We start from the raw sequence: 18,325 nt of genomic DNA, 5'->3' as shown, positions 1-18,325 counted from the left end.
AAAACCGCCTCCAGCTGCCCATGCTCTGACCAACAATTTGGTTCAAATGAAAACAATGCCGTTCCTCCTCTATAAATGAAAAAGTGACATACGATCTAACGTTAAGTTTTTTCTTAAACGGCTATAAATATGCATCCGACCTGTATCTTGATTCTATGCATGAAACAATCGTATAGGGAAAAGCTAAGGATTGCATAAAAGAAGAACTAAGAGGAGGAAAAGCATATGCAACAACAAAACATACAACAAACCGGCCAACAGATGCCATCAAATATGCAACAAACTACCAATCATGGTGGGCATGAAGTATTCGATGCCCATGAAATTATCGCTGGAATTATCTCCATGCTCGATCAATACCAAATGTACGAGCAACATATAAAAGACCCAGAATTAAAATCAATTGCGCAACGCCAATATACTTTTGTTACACAAATGTACAACACAATCGTGGAAAGCTTCTCCACAGGCCAAGACCCAACCGTGCCAACCCAAGAATATCAAATGACACAAAGCAACGAAATCGTCTACGGGGTCACAGTAGGCCAACCCAAAAAACCAAATCAGTCAACAAATCAGCTATCGGATCAAGGGCTGTCCGCCTACATGCTCGGTCACACCAAATCTTTAGCTTCACTATTAACGATGACCGCTTTAGAAATGACCAACCCCGTCCTACGACGCGTCATTTCAGACAGTGTGCACAATTTCATTGAACTAAGCTACGAAATCTTCTTATATCAAAACAAACACGGCTACTACCAAACACCTAGGCTGAATGAGCAAGACATGCAAACCATGTTAAATAGCTATGCAAAAGCACCACAACAACCAAACATGCCACACTAGTTTTCAGGCAGGGAGTGTACGAAGCACTCCCTTTAGCATTTTATATTGTATAAATCTTCGGGCTAGCTAGTCTAGATTTACTTGATACATGAGAAGATATGGTACAAATCATCTATCAACTCAGGCTAGTTTTATTCCATGTATGATGATATAGCACAAATCTCCATTCTCGCTAGGCTAGTTTTATTCTATATATGATGATATGACATAAATCTCCGATCCGCCCAGGCTAGTTTTATTCCATATATGCCGATATAGCACAAATCTCCGGTCCGATCAGGCTAGTTTTTATCTATATATACCGATATAGCACAAATCTCCACTCTCGCTAGGCTAGTTTTATTCTATATATGCCGATATAGCACAAATCTCCACTCTCGCTAGGCTAGTTTTATTCTATATATGATGATATGACATAAATCTCCGGTCCGCCCAGGCTAGTTTTATTCCATATATGCGATATAGCACAAATCTCCACTCTCGCTAGGCTAGTTTTTATCTATATATGATGATATAGCACAAATCTCCACTCTCGCTAGGTTAGTTTTAATAATCAGGCTCTGTTAATCTTAAACAATGATTTTTCGCTGAAAAAAGAAACCTCATCAAAGGGTTTCCTTAATTTTTTCCGACTAACCACCTTACGTCTTGTATAATTGGAGATTTTGAAACAGGGAGACGGTTATTATTAATGTTGATAAAACACCAGCAGATATTAAAGCAATCAAATTCAGCTTATTCCTCTCTTTTGAAGGTTTTTCAAGTTCTTTCGAAAATGCAATCCATAGAAAAATGCAAATTAAAGAAATAATACCTGTAATCACATTTGAAATCTCCTTATAATAAGCATAACCACCGCTGTATCCACTAAACCTTGCCCACACAAACGCCCCCTGCCCCTTACCTTAATTCGGATCAATCGTCCTTAAGTAACCAATGTTTGGATTGTTTTTATGCCAACGAAACCCTATTGCATACTGCTCATTTTCTTCAATAAGGTGATACTCGTTAGATGAAACTCTAATCTTTCTTTTTTCTAATTCTAAGTAATATTTTCCATCTTCATGGTTTTTCTGCTGAACTTCAAATACCCCATAAGTAAAAACGTCCTGCGATTGAGAGTTAATGATAAAAACAAAAGCAACTGTTGTTATAACTATGAAAGTTGCTTTACGCACGGTTGATGCGGTTGGTTTTTGTAAGCCTCTTTTAGTGAAGTATGTATATAGTAGATCCAGATAAATAAAAATCGCAATTGGTATCGCAACAAAAATTACGATGTTGCCAAAACCAGACATCATTTCAGCAAGGCGAAAATGCATACCCATAACGGGTTGTAGACCAGCAAGCTGAAAACTTAAAAATCCAATATAATTAATTCCCAATAACCACAACAGTACCCGCTTATGTTTTGTGTACTTCTCCTCCGCTTCATTTTTACTCCTTTTTTTATTACCGATCATTACTATTACAATTATAAAACCAACAACAATAGCTATTAGTAAATTTTGCATCTCTCTCCTCCCAATTTCTTAAAAATACCACTGGATCTCACTTTCTCATATCAATCCTGTTTTATCAATACTTTTAAAACTTCCGTATATACCAAAAGACAATCCGATCAACATCATTAAAAATCCTATTACGGTTGACTGCTTACGTGGTTAAAAATCACTGAACAGCATTAACTGAATCTCGAATAATTATACTTGCACAGCCTTTGGCTTGATAACTTACTTTTTTAATAAAATCTCACTTCGCTTGACCTCTGTTTTATGCTATATCTGCTTTATCGCACAAATCTCACGCTGCACGACCTACGTTTTATCCCATATGCGCGTTTAATAATGCCCAAAAGTTGTTTAACGAAAAAATATCCTCACAACTAGTTTTCTACTTTTCCGTTCTATTCTCCTTTATATTTATTCACTTTTTATGCTCACTACTAGGCAAAGCACACTTGTGATTTTATGTTAAAATCAGAATAATATATCTACCACATAAATAAAGGGGCGGAATAAATGAACATTAGACTTGCTGAAGCAAAAGACATCGATCAATTAATAAAAATGCGATGGGATATGACCGTTGAATATGATCCGAGCAAAAATGAAGCGTTCTATGAAGCATTTAAAAAGGAGTTCCATACATTTTTAGCACATGCACTAACTAGTAATCAGTGGTTTATTTGGGTTGCGGAAGATGAGGAACGAATTGCTTCTCATATATTCATCGAATTAATACATAAAGTGCCGAGGCCTGGTAGAGTTACGTATCCATTCGCGTATATGACTAACGTATATACCATTCCAGAATATCGAAACGAAGGGGTAGGGAGTAAGGTTATCCAAACGATAAACAATTGGATAAAAGCAAATAACTATGAGTTTGTCATTGTATGGCCAAGCGATCAAGCGATTAATTACTACAAGAAAAATGGTTATATTCCTAGTACGGAGCCGATGGAGTTTACATATTAGTTTTCGGGGGAGGGATTTCTATGTTAGAAAAAGATGTTTGATGCCTCCTTTGCAACAATCCGATTATTATGATGTAAAAAATTTATAAATGAACCAGCAAGTAAGAAAATTTCTTGGTGGCATACGTCAAGAAAATACGATTCAACTCATATTTAACGATATGCTTAATTCAAATGGTGACGCTTTTTATTGGGTGGTTAAAGAAAAAAACAAGCTAAATTTATTGGATTAGTGTCGCTTGACCCTCATCATGATGGTCTCGGCCTCGAGATCTCTTATCAATTCTTACCAAATTGGTAGGGAGATGGGTTTGCAAGTGAGGTAGTTCAAACAATCATTCATTCAATTTACAACTTTCAAAAGTTATTGCCGAAACCCAAACAGCGAATAAGGCTTCCTGTCAGCTTTTAGAACGATTAGGCATGAAATTGGAACGAAAAATTATCCGTTTTGGGGCCGAGCAAGCCATTTATTCTATTACATGATTATAGTTAAAAACGTAAAAGCCTTGCTTCAACAGGACGCGTAGTCACAATACACTAGCACCCTGTTGAAACTAAAATAATCACAACGCCCCATCAATCAAACCGCTCATATGCAAACACCGCTCTTACAGTCGCGGTCACCTTCACATCTCCTTCTTGTACTGGTGGCGTAACGGAATCAGTCGATGCGCTTAACACTTGCGCGGTATATCGCGGACGTTGAAACGACACATTTTCCTCGGACAGCCGTAAGGGAATCCGATTGATTGATAAGCCCAGTGACCGTGCAATGTTTTCTGCTTTTTCTCGGGCATTTAAAGTAGCTTCTTGGAGCGCATTTTGATAGACGATCGTTGGATTTGCCAGTTCATATTCCACATCATTGATGTGATTAACCCCATTCTGCGTTGCCACATCAAGGACTTCCCCAACTTTGGTCAGATTACTTACCACCACCGTAAATAGATGGCGCACTTGATACCCGCGCAACACTTGGTTATTATCCGAGTAATCATACAATGGATGGATCGTATACGCAGCCGTTTCGATTTGCTCGCTTGTGATACCAATCGTGGCCAGCGCATCAATGACTTGGTTCGCGATAGTGGCATTTTGTTGTTGGGCCGTCTCCACATTTTTATCTTCGGTTACCACACCGATCGATACACGTGCTTGGTCTGGTTTGGCAAAAATCTCATGCTGTCCCGTAACGCTAACGGTATAATCTTGCCCACGCTGAGACGGTTGAGACAAACGATTATGGTAAACATACGGATAGGTATACGTACGATTTGCCTGATTCGGCACATACATTGGTTGCATCATCATTTAACTTCCTTTCTTAACATGTCTGGAACATGCAGTTATACTAGTATATTCTGACCTCCTGCCATACGTGCCCACATTCTTCGTAGTAACTATTTCATACCTATAGAAAAAACCACCCTACCCTAGCTCATACTAAGATAAAGTGGTAACTCATAGGAAAATACCTGTCTATAGCCTATCTATTCTAACCCAACACACCGTAATTTACAGAAAATCACTCCGGTGAAAAACTACCTATTCTTCCAAAAAAATCTCCTCTAATGAAGGCTCATCTACATCTACACGGTAAATGTCAATTTTGTAACTCCCAAGTGCACGAATGATTTCAGCGATCTTTTGTTCACTTTCTACTTGAATGGTGAAATGCGATGCTTCCATCTCTAACTGTGCCCCCACTTGCTTCAGCCACGGCTCAAGTGTGGCTAAGTCGGTTGCGGCAATTGGTGCATGCTTCATGGTAACAGTGATGGTAGATTGATAGTACGCACGCAATTCATCCATTGTACCAACTCGGCGGATTTTCCCATCTTTCATAATGGCAATGCGTGAACAGATTTTTTCAACTTCATCTAAATTATGCGATGTCATAAAAATTGTCTTTCCCTGCTGATGCAATCGCTGAATCAATCGATGGATTTGAATGACCGATTCTGCATCTAGTCCTGATGTCGGTTCATCTAAGAAAATCAACTGTGGATCATGCACAATCGCTTGAGCAATCGCCAATTTCTTTTTCATCCCGAATGAAAATTTGCCCGCTTTTTTATTGGCATGTGCTTCTAACCCGACAAGCTGTAACACATCCATCGCACGACTTTGCGATACCTTTTTCCCGGAAACCTCTGAAAGGTAACGCAAGTGCTTCAAGGCGGTCATCGAACCATAAAGTGAAGAATAGTCTGGCATCACACCAATTTCTTTCTTTACTGCATTATTTGGTCCTTGCACTCCTAATAATGCATAGGACCCTGAACTCGGTGGTAGAATACCAGTTAACATGTTAATAAACGTTGATTTTCCCGCACCATTACGTCCAAGGAAACCTAATATTTCCCCCTTTTCGACCTGGAGATCAATTTGTTTAACCACATTATTTTTCCAAAATGACTTCGATAATTGCTTCGTTTCAATCGCCAACATTTAGCATTCCCTCCTTCTAAAGGCAAGTATTGCGATAGCTACAAACACTGCAGCTAGTAGAAAAACAACCAAAAACATACCATTCACTTCATCTAAATAATAAAAAGGGAAAATATACTTCAACCAGCTTACCCAGTTATTTGTCGTTAACACCAGCCAACCATTAAAAATTGGGAATGCGATTCCGAGTACCACACTTAAGAACATCGTAAATCCTGGTTTCGGAATAAGTACCGATAATAAAACCGTTAACGCACTATAGTAGACCGCTAAACTAGTAGATTGAAATAGCACAATAAAATCAAAATCATGAACAAAGATGCTGATAATCACGAAAGACGCGAGCAAACAGGCAAACCAAAATAGTGAGATCCCCAAAAACTTACCAACAATAATCGAGGTACGCGACGTACGTGTGACTAAAAAGCGTATCGTCCGCTCGTGCGTTTCTCGATTGATCGTATCATGGGATAACCCCATTACAAACAACATGCCAAAAAACATAATTAGAAATGAAATCCCAATTGTCTGGATAATTTGCTTTTCCTCACTGGTAAAATCAATATTTAACGACAGCAATAGATCAGCAAAACTTTTTGAATAATAGGCTGTTAGTAAAAATATCGCAATAACAATAATTGACTTAAACCCTTTAAATGATTGAATAAATTCTCTTTTACAGATAGCGAGCATAGCTTCTCCTCCTTTGTTTCGGTACATCTAGTATAATACGCGTTGCTTAACAACAAACAACTTCCACCTTAATTTTTCCTTAATTAGCCTAATATGTTGTTATGAAATGGTATGATACATTTATAGACTATAAATCAGGAGTGTCGTTATGCAACAATCACCAATCTTAATTGTAGATGATGAACAAGCGATTTTACATATGCTCGAAACAATTTTAAAAAAAGAAGGCTTTACCCAGATTGATACTGCTACTACTGCGGAAAAAGCAATCCAGCTTTGCCAGCGCAGGGCGTACGCGATTATTCTATTGGATGTCATGCTTCCAGGCGAAGATGGGTTTGAAGTGTGTCCGAAGATACGCGCAATATCCAATGCAACGATCTTCTTTCTCACCGCTCGCACCACCGACTTGGACAAATTATCAGGCTTTGCCGTCGGTGCAGATGATTACATCACCAAACCATTTAATCCATTGGAAGTAGTGGCACGCATGAAGGCACATTTACGGAGAAAACAAGGAGATATCCCCGCACCACAGACGACGACTTATACATACGGCAACCTTGTCGTCGATACATTGTCCGCTGAAGTTAGCCTTGCAGGAGAAAAAGTTAATCTCCAAGCACAAGTGTATAATCTCTTATTATTTTTCTGTCAGCATCCTAATCAAGTTTTTAGTAAAAGTCAGTTATATGAGCAAGTCTGGGGCGATCAATACTTAGGAGAAGACAATACTGTGATGGTACACATCCGCAAACTACGAGAACAAATTGAACAAAACCCAAGCAGACCAAAATCTATTGTAACTGTACGAGGACTTGGCTATAAATTTGTTCCAACAGGTGGTACGAATGAAAATCTATAGACGCTTTCTTATACAGTTTCTTGGTCGGATACTGCTCCTAGCTATCTTTTTAGTTGTTTTACTATCTATCAGTTTTGCACTATTTGGTTATTTGTCACAACAAATGGAATCTTATAATGACTTAACCAAGGCTGGTACGACATTCATTGAGAGTCGAGTAACAATCGAGGAACAGCAGGCACAATTTGACCCAGAACTAAAAACATTGGCAGAAGAACAAGATGCATGGCTCGCTGTTGTCACAGAGACAGGCGAAGTGATGAACGCCTTCCATGCGCCAGCTAACTTACAAGACACAGATATACATACATTACTCGCTTCTGGTACGGCCACCACATATTGGCTCGTTGCACCGTTCAAATTAGAAGATTATTATTACGTTGTACTTGGAACAAACAATTGGCAACAAGATCTCATACAAGAGATAAAGGGAGATGTCGATTGGGAAAAACAGCAACTAGCACTCCCTTCGACCATGGTGCCCCGCTTCCAGCAGCATAACGGTTGGGCGATCCTTGTTGATCATGCTGGAAATATTGTCGATCAATACGGAAACGGCGCTCCCGACTCCTATGATACCGAAGATGTCATTGCCGCTAATGCAAAGCTGGAGTATCAGCACGAAGCAAGTTATTTTGATCCAGCTTCCCAATTGACGTTAGTCGTTGGAAAAGCGCCTAGCCCATCCAGGTTAGAAACTAACATTAACGGCACCGTCAGTAATAGTGTGATTGTTTTTACCATTCTATTGTTACTATTATTGTTATTAGCTACGCTTTGGTATGCGCATAAATTCAGCTCACCATTATTGACCTTTATGCGTTGGATGCAGAACCTAAGACAAGGCATCTATGAAGCTCCTATCGACGAACACACCGGCCACTCCGTTTTAGTCAATAGAAATGGAGATATCAAGCGGAAATACCGGCTTTATCAAGATGTGATTGCCACATTGACCGAATTGACTACCATTTTACAAAAACGAGAAGCCGAGCGTGTGCGCACCGCTAAGTCAAGAGACGAATGGATCAGTGGTATTTCCCACGATCTAAAAACACCACTCGCCTCCATCCAAGGTTATGCCAACATGATGGAATCAACTGATTATACATGGAGTGAAACAGAAATGAGAGATTTCGCTACCATCATTGGCGAGAAATCCGATTATATGAAAGAACTAATTGATGATCTAAACGTAACCTATCAATTAAAGAATCATGAAATACCAATGGTAAAAGAACGAACAGACTTGAATGAATGTATTCGCAGAAGCCTATTGCAATTCATCAATAACCCGAATCATTCAGACAAAGAAATTCGTTATCAACCAGAAACACAAGCATTGATCACAGCGATTGATCAGAGATGGTTTCAACGAATCATGGATAATTTAATTGCTAATGCATTGAATTACAACCCACCGAACACTATTGTTACCATATCAACGGAACTAATCGAGCAACACGTCATTGTTATTAAAGTGAGCGACAAAGGTGTCGGCATGGACCAAGCCACTGTCCAACACTTATTCACCCGTTATTATCGCGGAACCAGCACCACTGAATCCGTTAGCGGCACAGGACTCGGACTAGCAATCTCTAAACAATTAATCGAATTACACGATGGATCGATTAATGTGAAAAGTAAACCAGGAGAAGGAACGACGATAAGGATATTATTACCGGTTGTATAGAGCTTACTATTAAAAAACCAGTCGCAAGAAGCAATATTCTATGCAACTGGTTTTTAAATGTATAAAACCACTTATCTCATAATTAAATTTTTTATCGTTACATGTTGAAACTGTTTCATAGATTCAACATATTAAAAAAATATCCTTAAAGCAAACACTCTTTAAGGATATTTTTGGGTTTAAAGATGAGTTTTTATTGGCTATCAGTTATCATAACAAAGATAGAAGCGATCAATCATCTGTCATCGTCTTCTTAAAGCAAACATACATAAACAATCCAGCACCTAACACCCAAATCGCTATGATACCTAGCGGCAACCAACTGTTACCATCTGTCAATTCGATCGCTTGCATCACGGGAAATGTATCAGCAAATTTAATAACGATACTGTCTTCACTAATCCCCAGAAGTTCAAACATCGGTGTAAAGCCAAATAAAAGCATAACGGGCATGATGTAAGCTGATGTGGCAGCGACAGATTTAGAAAACAATCCAATTCCTATTCCTAAGAACAAAAAGAAAAAGAACAAGAATATAATAGCTAGTATTGATTTGAGATTTAGCAACGGTTCAATACCCATAATAAATAGACTTACGATTAATGTAATAAGGCTCATCAAACCAACGACAAGACTCTTACCGACTAAAATATCAACAATAGAAGCTGGTGATTGAATCAACCCACGCAATGTCTTTTTTTCATTTTCTTCTGCCATCATCGTCATCATACCCGCTGTAGTTACAGTTGAAAGATTAATCCCGACGACCAAGTACAGTAAGAATGTTGGAAATGCTTCCCCACCGCTCATTTGTTTATATAATAACGCTAAAAATATTGGCACTACCGGCATCATTAATAGCATCGTATTTTTCATAAAGTCTTTGGTGTCTTTTTCAAAAATAGCACTTACTCGTTGTACATTCATTACACTAACTCCTCCCCAGTCACTTTCAGAAAGACCTGTCCTAATGTAGGCTCATCCGTATGTATTGCTTTCATTTGGTTCGTCGCAATAAGTTCCTTAATGCGCTCTGCTTGATCTGGTGTATTGTTGATCACCAATTGTTCACCATCAAACGTTTCCACATGAAAAGCATGCGTCGAATATTTGTATTGCAACTCTCCCGGTCGATCCAGCTCTACTATTTTACCGTGATTCAAGAAAGTAACCCGATCACACAACGCACTTGCTTCCTCCATATTATGCGTGGTAATAAAGATCGTCGTTCCTGCTTCATTCAATCTGCGCAACCCTTGATGAATATGCGCTGCATTTCCTGGGTCTAATGCAGATGTCGGCTCATCCAAAAACACAAGTTCAGGCTCGTGAATCAACGCTTTAGCCAGCAATACCCGTTGTTTCATTCCTTTTGACAACTTGGAAACCGTTTTACTTTTCTCTCCGTGCAAATTCACATCACGCAAAATAGCGTCAATCCGACGCATCGGTGCGTTATACAGCCGACAAAATAGTTTCAAATTATCATAGATCGTCAATCGTTCATATAACGAACTGTTGTCGGACAGAATGCCTATCTTCGCTTTAAATTCTGCAGATCCGATCTGATCGGATTCCATCCCAAGCACCTTTATTTTCCCCACTGTTTGCCCAAGCTCACCTGTTAACATTTTAATCGTCGTTGTTTTTCCCGAACCACTCGGGCCAAGTAATCCAAAAATTTCACCCTTCTTCACCTGAAAAGACACATCTTCTATAGCTGTTTGCTGTTGAAATGTCTTCTGTATCTCCACAACTTCAATTGAATTTTCCAATCGAATCCCTCCTTCAATGATCTACACTCATCATAAGAGAGATTCATAAGGGACGCAGCCAAATTCGTTCGAAATGTACCATAGCATCGTTAAAATGTACCGGATTCCCAATAAAAATAAGGTGAACATACCACTATGAGAGCTGAACAGTACTTATTTTAGGCTGAACTTCTCCTGGATATCTTGAATTTTTGTTCGTGATAACGGAATGGTAGACTGGGACTTATTATCAATACGTAAGGAATATGTATTTTTTGACCATGTAATAATCTCACGGACTTTTTGTAAATTAACAATATAAGAACGGTGACAACGATAAAACCCGTAAACTTCTAATTGTTTCTCCATCTCTGCAAGTGTCGTATCCATCGCATATGTTTGATCATTTACGACAATCATTGCCTTGCCATCTTGACTCTCCATATAATCAATCTCCAAAGGGTCAAAAAGAATTACCTTATCATCTACTTTGGCCGGTATTTTAAATAGATTGTTATGCCTTTTCAAACCTAGATCATCTGCTTCTTCTTTTGTTTCATCTTCTCCCTCATCCATTTCTACTGGTGAGAGTGCATGCTGATGAAGCTTGTACGCAACATCCCCTAGCATAATGGCATGTTCCAGATTCGATACTAAAACAAGGACTGGAATATGACACGACTTTAACCGTTGCAACAATTGAATAAATGAATTCGTTGTATTCACATCTACCCCTTGAACCGGCTCATGAAAAAGCATCGGCGAAACACCAGACATCAAATACTTTGCATAATACACCCGACGAACTTCTGACTTGGAACACTTATATAAAGGTTTTTTTGCACTATATTGCAACTCAAACATCACGAGGACTTCAGGAAGAGACATTTTAGATCTAAACCATTTCCGAAAAAAAGCAATATTATCTTCTACTGTTAGCCGTTGATATAGCCCTTCTTGAAGATCAAAGACCTTAACATCCTCTGTATCTTGTAACGACTTGATAAATTCTAATTGCATCTCCATATCACTATATATTGTAGTCGTATGCTCCCCTTCAATAGTAAGGGAAAAGGGTGGAAGTAACTCACTATTCATTATTTCTCTGTTTATTGTAAAATTCATCATACTGTAGACTCCTATTAAATGGGTTGCTAATTTAGCTTTGTTTCATTATAGCATGGAAATCGAGTGAAAAGTTGGTTACAATAGCGAGCTATTATTAATAGATTTGTTAACGTAAGAGCCTACAAGCATAAACAATATTATGTTTGTTTCGTTGTTATTTTAATGCCTTGAGAAACATTCGAATGTAAATCGTTAGAGAGATTGACTCATTAATTCTAACCTCTTGGATCTGCTATTAATTAATAAGTCTACTATAACCGCCTCAGACCATGAGCCACTTTTACAGGTGTTACTATCCCGTATTGTTTAATTTTGAATAATGGTTAAAAAATATTTCCAATTATTATATTTGTGACATATGTTAGGTGATTTTATATAAGGTAATTCTCTTCACAATAAAAACCTGGCGGGGAAGCCAGGTTTTTATTTATATAGAACTATTTAGATTTCATGTAATAGCACACCTTCTGTCAAAAAAAGAACATTATATATTAATCTTTGATACTTCAATACCAATAATTTTTCCTTCATCTAGTGAAAATTCGATATCTATTCCTTTATATTTATCAAAATAACCTAAAACTTCAGTACCTGAATCATCTCGTGTATAATAATTTTCCCCATATTTCGTAATTATGTCTTGTCTAGTGCTGCCGATTGCTACATTCTTGTTTTTATTATATTGTTCATCGGAGAAAAAATAACGTTGTATGGTACCTTTTTCAATTTGAAATTCCAGATTGCTGTCTGTTGAATCTCCATAAATTAACTGTGTCCCATTCTCTATTTCTTCAGTAGAATCCGGTTCTCCCAAAACTTCTTTCACTTCTAATTCACTTGAACCTATTTTAATCGTATTTACTTCCTCGTTTAATTCTGTACTACTTGTTTGTTCATAAAAGTTCATTTTATTAACACTTCCACAACTTACTAATAAAATAAGACTGAACAATTTGATTATTATTTTATAGGTTCTGGCTTTCATTTTTTCACTCCTCAATCTAAAGTTTTGAATTAATAACGCTGCATAACCAAATACCGATGACAATACATCTATTTGTTACTTTTTAAATCCTTCACAAATAAACAAACTTCGCCATCAATATTCAATATTCCTACATTACTTACTCATATGAACCGGGATATGATACATCCATATTACCCTCATGTTCTATATTACCAGATAGGGAAACAGATCGAGAGGCAGCTAAAGCTACGGTAGCTTATAAGGAAGCCATCAAAAAGGGGGAGATCAAGTTGGAACGCCCAGAACCAGTATTGGACAGGTGAAAAAATATCAGGATCACATGCTTCAAGTATCGTTATAGCAGAATGGCTTCTTCTTTTTCTTGAAAGAGAAGAAGAAGTTTAAAGATAAGTAAAGTACAAGCTACTAAGCTCAGAAATAATAGGAAAACGACAAACAAACATGTGCATGGTTCAATTAATAGTAAAGAAAGAATTACTAAGGGGGTGGGTAATTTTGCTTCTAGAGACTTACTAAAGTCTCATTCTGAAAATCATGCTGTTAAAAACAAAGAATTCCATGGTGTTTATAGTAATGAAAATATACAAGGTGCTAAGGAAGTTATGACTAGTGGCATAAAGGTGGGATGTCAATATAAAGGTGAAACTCGAACAGGTTATATAAAGTTTATGGGTAACTCTCGTAAGGGAAAGCAAAATTTGAGTTTGTAAGAAATAGTTCTGCTGTGGTGGAGATACACTCCAGCTTAATGCCGCCCAGATAATTATAATGGGTATAAATAAAACAAGTAAAAAAATAGTGATTGGCAATAAGAAGAAGACAGCCACAAATAAAATAATGACTGTTAAGATGCTCTTATGTGTACCGATCGAATCAGACAGCGCACCAATCAAATGTATCGGAAACTAAAATCTCAAGTGGCCTCCCATCACAAGTGAAGAAGAACTAATCCCCATATATAAATAAGTCCAAGTCTCTTTGCCCGATGTGCTGGAGCAACAATCTTAGCAGTGATTTTCTCCTCAAAATTGAGCCTCCAATTTAAAAAGTAGTAAAGAAACTTGATCAGTTGATCATATTTCTTTACTGCTTTTTGGTATATCTTTTAATACTTAAAGCGACTTACAACTTTTTGTAAATCCTCAGCCAAATATGAAAGAGAAGCAGCTGCATGAGATATCTCTGCCATTGATCCAAATTGTACCTTCGTTGCTGAAGCAACCTCCTCAGAACTGGAAGATATTTCTTTGGATCCGATTTCTAGTGTTGCAAAGGTATTTTGAATAACTTCAACTCCTGCAGTTAGTTGCTGCGTTGCAGCAGCAACCTCTTGAATTTGAGAGGTTACTTGTTCAATAAGACTTAATATTTCACTAAATTGTTGTTTTGTTTCAAAAGCTAAATTTATACCTGAATCCACATTTTGTTGGACATTTTTAATATTATTTGAAGTATCGGTTGAATCAGTTTCGATATTGGAGACCAAGAGTTTTATATGACTTGCTGATTTATTTGTCTCATCAGCAAGTTTACGAACTTCTTCTGCTACAACAGAAAAACCTTTCCCATGTTCCCCGGCCCTTGCTGCTTCAATAGCTGCGTTTAAAGCAAGAAGGTTTGTTTGTTCCGAGATAGCAGAAATGAGTGAGGTAATATTACTAATCTCGGTTGTGCTGTTGACTAATACCCTTAAGCCATTTTCAGCTTCTTGGACAGATTGATTAATTAATGTCATTTGTTCTGACATCATATTCAAAGAGGATGCTCCCATTTCAGCCTTTCCTCTCATTAGAGAAGAGTTTTCTGCAATGTCGCCAGTATTGTCTGCTACACCAGACAAGCTATCGAGTATTTCTGAAATCGAGTTAGAACTCTTTTCTGTGGTAACGTTTTGACTAGTACTCGTTAAAGCTATTTCATTCATTGATTGTGATATTTGATCAGATGTTGCTTTTGACTGTTCAGCACTTGCCGATAATTCTTCTGATGATGCAGCGACTTGTTCGGATGAACTGCTGATTTGCTTTATTATACTTGCCAATGAATCAACAAAAGTATTAAATGATGTAGCAAGCTGACCAAACTCATCTTTCCTTTTAACAGCAATTTTTTGGGTCAGGTCAGCATCTCCTTGTGCAATTTCTTCAAGTTGTCTATTTAGTCCCTTTAGAGGTACCATGATGGATTTAAGAAGGAGTATACTTAAAATAATTCCTAATATGATTGTGATTATTGTTACTGATACGATTAGCCCTACACTTACAGATGCATACGTATTAACATTTTCTTTTAATTTTTCAACATCCTTATCCAATTGATTTACCAATGCATTTACAGCTGGATCTAATGCTTCTTTTCTAAGTGTTCTTTCTTCACCAAAGTGAAGGGATTTTGCTTGTTCTGGATTTAAGGTAAACTGAGATACTACTTCCTGGTTCATATTCCAAAATAATGAGAAGTTTTCCTGGATGTCATTAATATTCTTTAAATAATCCTGGTTATGTACCAATGACTTTAATTCTTTTAAAGTGGAAAAAATCTCATCTGACTTCTCTTTCATTCCCTCCGTAAAATCTTCTTCCCCGGTAATAATAAATCCACGTTCGTCATTGGATAGGCCGGCTAACCTATATTGGATGTGTTTGATTTCATTCTGAAATTCCATTTTATCCTTTAAAATTTCATTTTTTTTGATTGTAGAGGAATTGATGAAAATGGAGGAGCCTCCTATTAATAATAGAGAAAAAAATAAAATAGAGATAATAATTAGTAGCTTTGTCTTAATTTTCATTAATCATCTGCCTTTCTGAATTTTTTAAAAAATATTGAAACATTCCATTAACCTTTTAGTAGCTTGTTTCGAGCTATCTAGATATTCAGATGGAATTGATCCTTTTCAAAAAGTAATTTATAGGTTTACACTTTATATCGACAAATTTAGACAAAATTATAGTGGTAAATTAATCTAATGGTTCATGATATATTTTGTACGTTGCTCAAAAGTTATGCTAGAATCAAAGGGTTATTATAAAAAGGCGTTAGCCAATCAAGTATCTTACCAACGAGTCTATCAATGGGTGTGTAAATATGAAACTGGTAGATAGGATGCATTACAAGACCGACGTGGTCATACTAAAAAAGAAAAAGAATTATCTACGGAAGAAAAAATGAAGTTAGAGATACGTCGTATAGAAAAAGAGAATGAACGTCTGCGAGCCAAGAATGCTTTTTAAAAAAAGTGAGAGGGGATGGAAAGGGGCGGGCATAACCCGTGTTCGTTTAGAAAATCGCTATTTAGTAATTCAACAACTTTACGAGAAAGAAAATTTTTTATTATGTTATGATGCGAGATAGCAAAGGTGGCACGGGCCTCCTGTTACAAATGGTTAAATCGAATACCAACAGATGATGATAAACTAAATAAAACTTTATTAGAAGAGATGGAAAATCTTCATCAAAAAGTGAATGCGATTTATGTGGGTCGTCGTATGACCATGAATATGAACCGCCAATTTGATCCTTCTTTAATCACAAACGTATTTATCGTCTTATGAATATAGCACATTCGTCGAAAGAAAAAGCGTTATTCAAAGTCCCTACCACAACATATTGCAGACAATCTATTGAATTAAGATTTCACTGCGTCAAAACCAAACAAAAAACAGTTAAAAATGTTGTGGAATTCAATGGCATCTCCAAAAACTTATTTAAGTACCATTCTAGACTTGTACCATAAATCCATTGTAAGCTATAAAATTTATACTTCTATTAATACTTCATCTTCATTCAGTCTGGCACCGCTATTTCCTTCGTCTCTAAAGATATGTATCAAGTTCAAGCCTTGTTCCTTACAATATGCTTTAATTTCCTCTTCTTGATATTTCAAGCTATATCCATCTCTTGCCTGCCCTTGAGTGGAGACTCGTATATACCCAACAACGTTCAACTTTTCACCCTTCCGTTACGAAAATTAAATTTATGTAACGCTTTTAAACGAATAGCAGTATTATACGACCGTCTCTTGTAAAAACACAACCCATTATTTATAAGCCAAAGAAGTAAAGGAAACACTCTTATACTTCACCCATTGTTATCGCCACGAGCTTTGTTATTCTCGTTAGTTTGTCAGCTATTCCATGTCATACTACCCCTGCCGTGTAAAATGTCATCTCACCTGTTTATCGTTATTATTTTTACAAATCATGTATTAAAACAGAATGCCTTGATGGTACAACCATCATGAGTTATGAATTTCATAAGCATTTTTTGTATTGTCTATAACTCACTAAAAAGCACTTGATGTCCGATATGGCAATCAAGTGCTTTACAGCTAGCTATATGACTATTGTGAGTATTATTACTTTGAAATTAAACTTCTTCTCCTTTTAATCAGTAGTTGTCCTTAAAAATTCTATACTTATTCTGTCAACTTTTATTTCAATATATTTATCCATCAATTCAGGATAATCAAAGAAGTACTCATCTTCGTCAGTAAAAACTAATCCTGCATCAATTTTATCCTCATGTAACAAACCTCTTATATAATACTCATAACCCAAACCAATACGTTCTATTTCTTTCTTCTCTCCCTGGATTTCACGAATCATTAACTCATTTAAGATAGTAAATCCTATTGATACAGGATAACTTTTTCCTACTTCAATTTTATAAGGACAAATAAAAGCAAACCCTGTAAATTCAATACCCTCTATCTCAATTATCACTTCTTCCTCAATTTGTGGGTCTAGCCTTTTAACAAGAGCCGTATACGCCATAAATAAATCCTCCCTTCCTACTCTGCTGGATTAATCACTGGAATATTTTCACCATTAATGGTCTTCCAAATTTTTTTGCCACTCTGAGTGTGGTAGGTCGTAATATCTCCGTTATTATTAGTACCTACAAATTCAAACTTTGCTTTACCATTTTTGTTATTTCCTATAAACTTTACATATCCTGTCCTCATTTCACCTTTATATTCATACTTCACCTTTATGCCATTATTAATAACCTCTTTTGCACCTTCAAGATACTCGTCGGCATTTTTATATAATCGGTCAAATTCCTTCCCATGTTTATCAAAATGTCCTTCTAGTTTAGCACGATCTGCAAAAGCTGAAGGATTTTTACCCGTACCCTTCGTAACTGTTGCTTTATTATTTATTTTACCATTAACAGAATTACTTGTGGTTTTCACATTATTCTTTATCTTACTAACTTGCATTTTAGAAAGAGAGAAGCGTCTACTTCCTCTCCAAGAAAAACCAGAAAATACCACCCCGAATATGATAGTCGCAGATTGAATTTTAGATATTTCTTTTCCAGTGAAATAATCGTAACCATCTTTGGCTGCTAAAATTTGTTCCACGCCTATATCTACATCTGGTTCTGGTCCTTCTAACTGGATCTCTCCATTTTTAAG

The 18,325-nt window shown here is 36.9% G+C and carries 17 protein-coding genes and 2 pseudogenes; 6 read left to right on the top strand and 13 right to left on the bottom strand.

Translation table 11 applies throughout. The features are described 5' to 3' along the window. Positions 1-225: 225 nt before the first annotated feature. Positions 226-849, top strand: coding sequence for a spore coat protein (locus tag DES48_RS14225; RefSeq protein WP_113869999.1), 624 nt, complete (start codon positions 226-228; stop codon positions 847-849). Positions 850-1,490: 641 nt separating this feature from the next. Here DES48_RS14225 and DES48_RS14220 read toward each other — a convergent pair. After that, entirely contained in the window at positions 1,491-1,733 is a 243-nt protein-coding gene (locus tag DES48_RS14220) for a hypothetical protein (RefSeq protein WP_113869998.1), read from the bottom strand. A 21-nt stretch (positions 1,734-1,754) separates the two neighbouring features. After that, on the bottom strand, positions 1,755-2,363 hold the full coding sequence (locus DES48_RS14215) for a hypothetical protein (RefSeq protein ID WP_113869997.1): 609 nt from the start codon (positions 2,361-2,363) through the stop codon (positions 1,755-1,757). 507 nt (positions 2,364-2,870) lie between these two features. Between DES48_RS14215 and DES48_RS14210 the strand changes: the two genes are divergently transcribed. Continuing rightward, positions 2,871-3,329, top strand: a complete 459-nt coding sequence (locus DES48_RS14210; RefSeq protein WP_113869996.1) for a GNAT family N-acetyltransferase — start codon at positions 2,871-2,873, stop codon at positions 3,327-3,329. A gap of 578 nt (positions 3,330-3,907) precedes the next feature. Here the strand turns inward: DES48_RS14210 and DES48_RS14200 are convergent. The 3 genes from DES48_RS14200 to DES48_RS14190 form a co-directional block, all read right to left on the bottom strand. Next, complete coding sequence (locus tag DES48_RS14200; RefSeq protein ID WP_170126229.1) at positions 3,908-4,639, bottom strand: SIMPL domain-containing protein; 732 nt, start codon at positions 4,637-4,639, stop codon at positions 3,908-3,910. 237 nt (positions 4,640-4,876) lie between these two features. Continuing rightward, entirely contained in the window at positions 4,877-5,782 is a 906-nt protein-coding gene (locus DES48_RS14195) for an ABC transporter ATP-binding protein (protein ID WP_113869994.1), read from the bottom strand. Beyond that, positions 5,783-6,475 carry an ABC transporter permease gene (locus DES48_RS14190; protein WP_113869993.1) on the bottom strand — a complete coding sequence of 231 codons (693 nt, stop codon included), beginning with the start codon at positions 6,473-6,475 and terminating at the stop codon, positions 5,783-5,785. 148 nt (positions 6,476-6,623) lie between these two features. On the opposite strand from DES48_RS14190, the gene DES48_RS14185 reads away from it, so the two are divergent. Together DES48_RS14185 and DES48_RS14180 are read left to right on the top strand one after the other, a co-directional pair. Then, entirely contained in the window at positions 6,624-7,340 is a 717-nt protein-coding gene (locus DES48_RS14185; protein ID WP_113869992.1) for a response regulator transcription factor, read from the top strand. Next, a complete protein-coding gene (locus DES48_RS14180; protein WP_113869991.1) occupies positions 7,327-9,033 on the top strand; it encodes a sensor histidine kinase in 1,707 nt (568 codons plus the stop codon). Before DES48_RS14185 ends, DES48_RS14180 begins: the two co-directional genes overlap by 14 nt. Positions 9,034-9,264: 231 nt before the next feature. Here the strand turns inward: DES48_RS14180 and DES48_RS14175 are convergent, their stop codons facing one another. The 4 genes from DES48_RS14175 to DES48_RS14160 form a co-directional block, all read right to left on the bottom strand. Then, positions 9,265-9,960 carry an ABC transporter permease gene (locus DES48_RS14175; RefSeq protein ID WP_113869990.1) on the bottom strand — a complete coding sequence of 232 codons (696 nt, stop codon included), beginning with the start codon at positions 9,958-9,960 and terminating at the stop codon, positions 9,265-9,267. Then, positions 9,960-10,808: an ABC transporter ATP-binding protein gene (locus tag DES48_RS14170; RefSeq protein ID WP_113869989.1), complete on the bottom strand. Its 849-nt coding sequence runs from the start codon at positions 10,806-10,808 to the stop codon at positions 9,960-9,962. The genes DES48_RS14175 and DES48_RS14170 overlap by 1 nt, the downstream gene beginning before the upstream one ends. Positions 10,809-10,961: 153 nt before the next feature. Beyond that, entirely contained in the window at positions 10,962-11,915 is a 954-nt protein-coding gene (locus DES48_RS14165) for a response regulator transcription factor (protein ID WP_113869988.1), read from the bottom strand. 484 nt (positions 11,916-12,399) lie between these two features. Further along, positions 12,400-12,900: a hypothetical protein gene (locus tag DES48_RS14160; protein ID WP_113869987.1), complete on the bottom strand. Its 501-nt coding sequence runs from the start codon at positions 12,898-12,900 to the stop codon at positions 12,400-12,402. A 488-nt stretch (positions 12,901-13,388) separates the two neighbouring features. Between DES48_RS14160 and DES48_RS14155 the strand changes: the two genes are divergently transcribed. Next, on the top strand, positions 13,389-13,613 hold the full coding sequence (locus DES48_RS14155; RefSeq protein ID WP_147232418.1) for a hypothetical protein: 225 nt from the start codon (positions 13,389-13,391) through the stop codon (positions 13,611-13,613). A 395-nt stretch (positions 13,614-14,008) separates the two neighbouring features. On the opposite strand, the gene DES48_RS14150 is transcribed toward DES48_RS14155, so the two are convergent. Continuing rightward, the gene (locus DES48_RS14150) at positions 14,009-15,694 is read right to left on the bottom strand and encodes a methyl-accepting chemotaxis protein (RefSeq protein WP_113869985.1); all 1,686 of its coding nucleotides are present in this window, start codon (positions 15,692-15,694) and stop codon (positions 14,009-14,011) included. Positions 15,695-16,262: 568 nt separating this feature from the next. Between DES48_RS14150 and DES48_RS14145 the strand changes: the two genes are divergently transcribed. After that, positions 16,263-16,457, top strand: a complete 195-nt coding sequence (locus DES48_RS14145) for a hypothetical protein (protein ID WP_113869984.1) — start codon at positions 16,263-16,265, stop codon at positions 16,455-16,457. 209 nt (positions 16,458-16,666) lie between these two features. Here the strand turns inward: DES48_RS14145 and DES48_RS14140 are convergent. The 3 genes and pseudogenes from DES48_RS14140 to DES48_RS15980 all read right to left on the bottom strand — a co-directional run. Further along, positions 16,667-16,849 (bottom strand): annotated as a pseudogene (locus tag DES48_RS14140) (recombinase family protein); the annotation flags it as partial. A 439-nt stretch (positions 16,850-17,288) separates the two neighbouring features. Beyond that, complete coding sequence (locus DES48_RS14135) at positions 17,289-17,678, bottom strand: hypothetical protein (RefSeq protein WP_113869983.1); 390 nt, start codon at positions 17,676-17,678, stop codon at positions 17,289-17,291. Positions 17,679-17,695: 17 nt separating this feature from the next. Then, positions 17,696-18,325 (bottom strand): annotated as a pseudogene (locus DES48_RS15980) (hypothetical protein); the annotation flags it as partial.

This window comes from Paraliobacillus ryukyuensis, assembly GCF_003315295.1.
In the GTDB taxonomy this organism is placed as follows: domain Bacteria; phylum Bacillota; class Bacilli; order Bacillales; family Amphibacillaceae; genus Paraliobacillus; species Paraliobacillus ryukyuensis.
The sequence above is the reverse complement of the archived record's forward strand: the minus strand, read 5'-3'. Positions and strand labels throughout refer to the sequence as shown.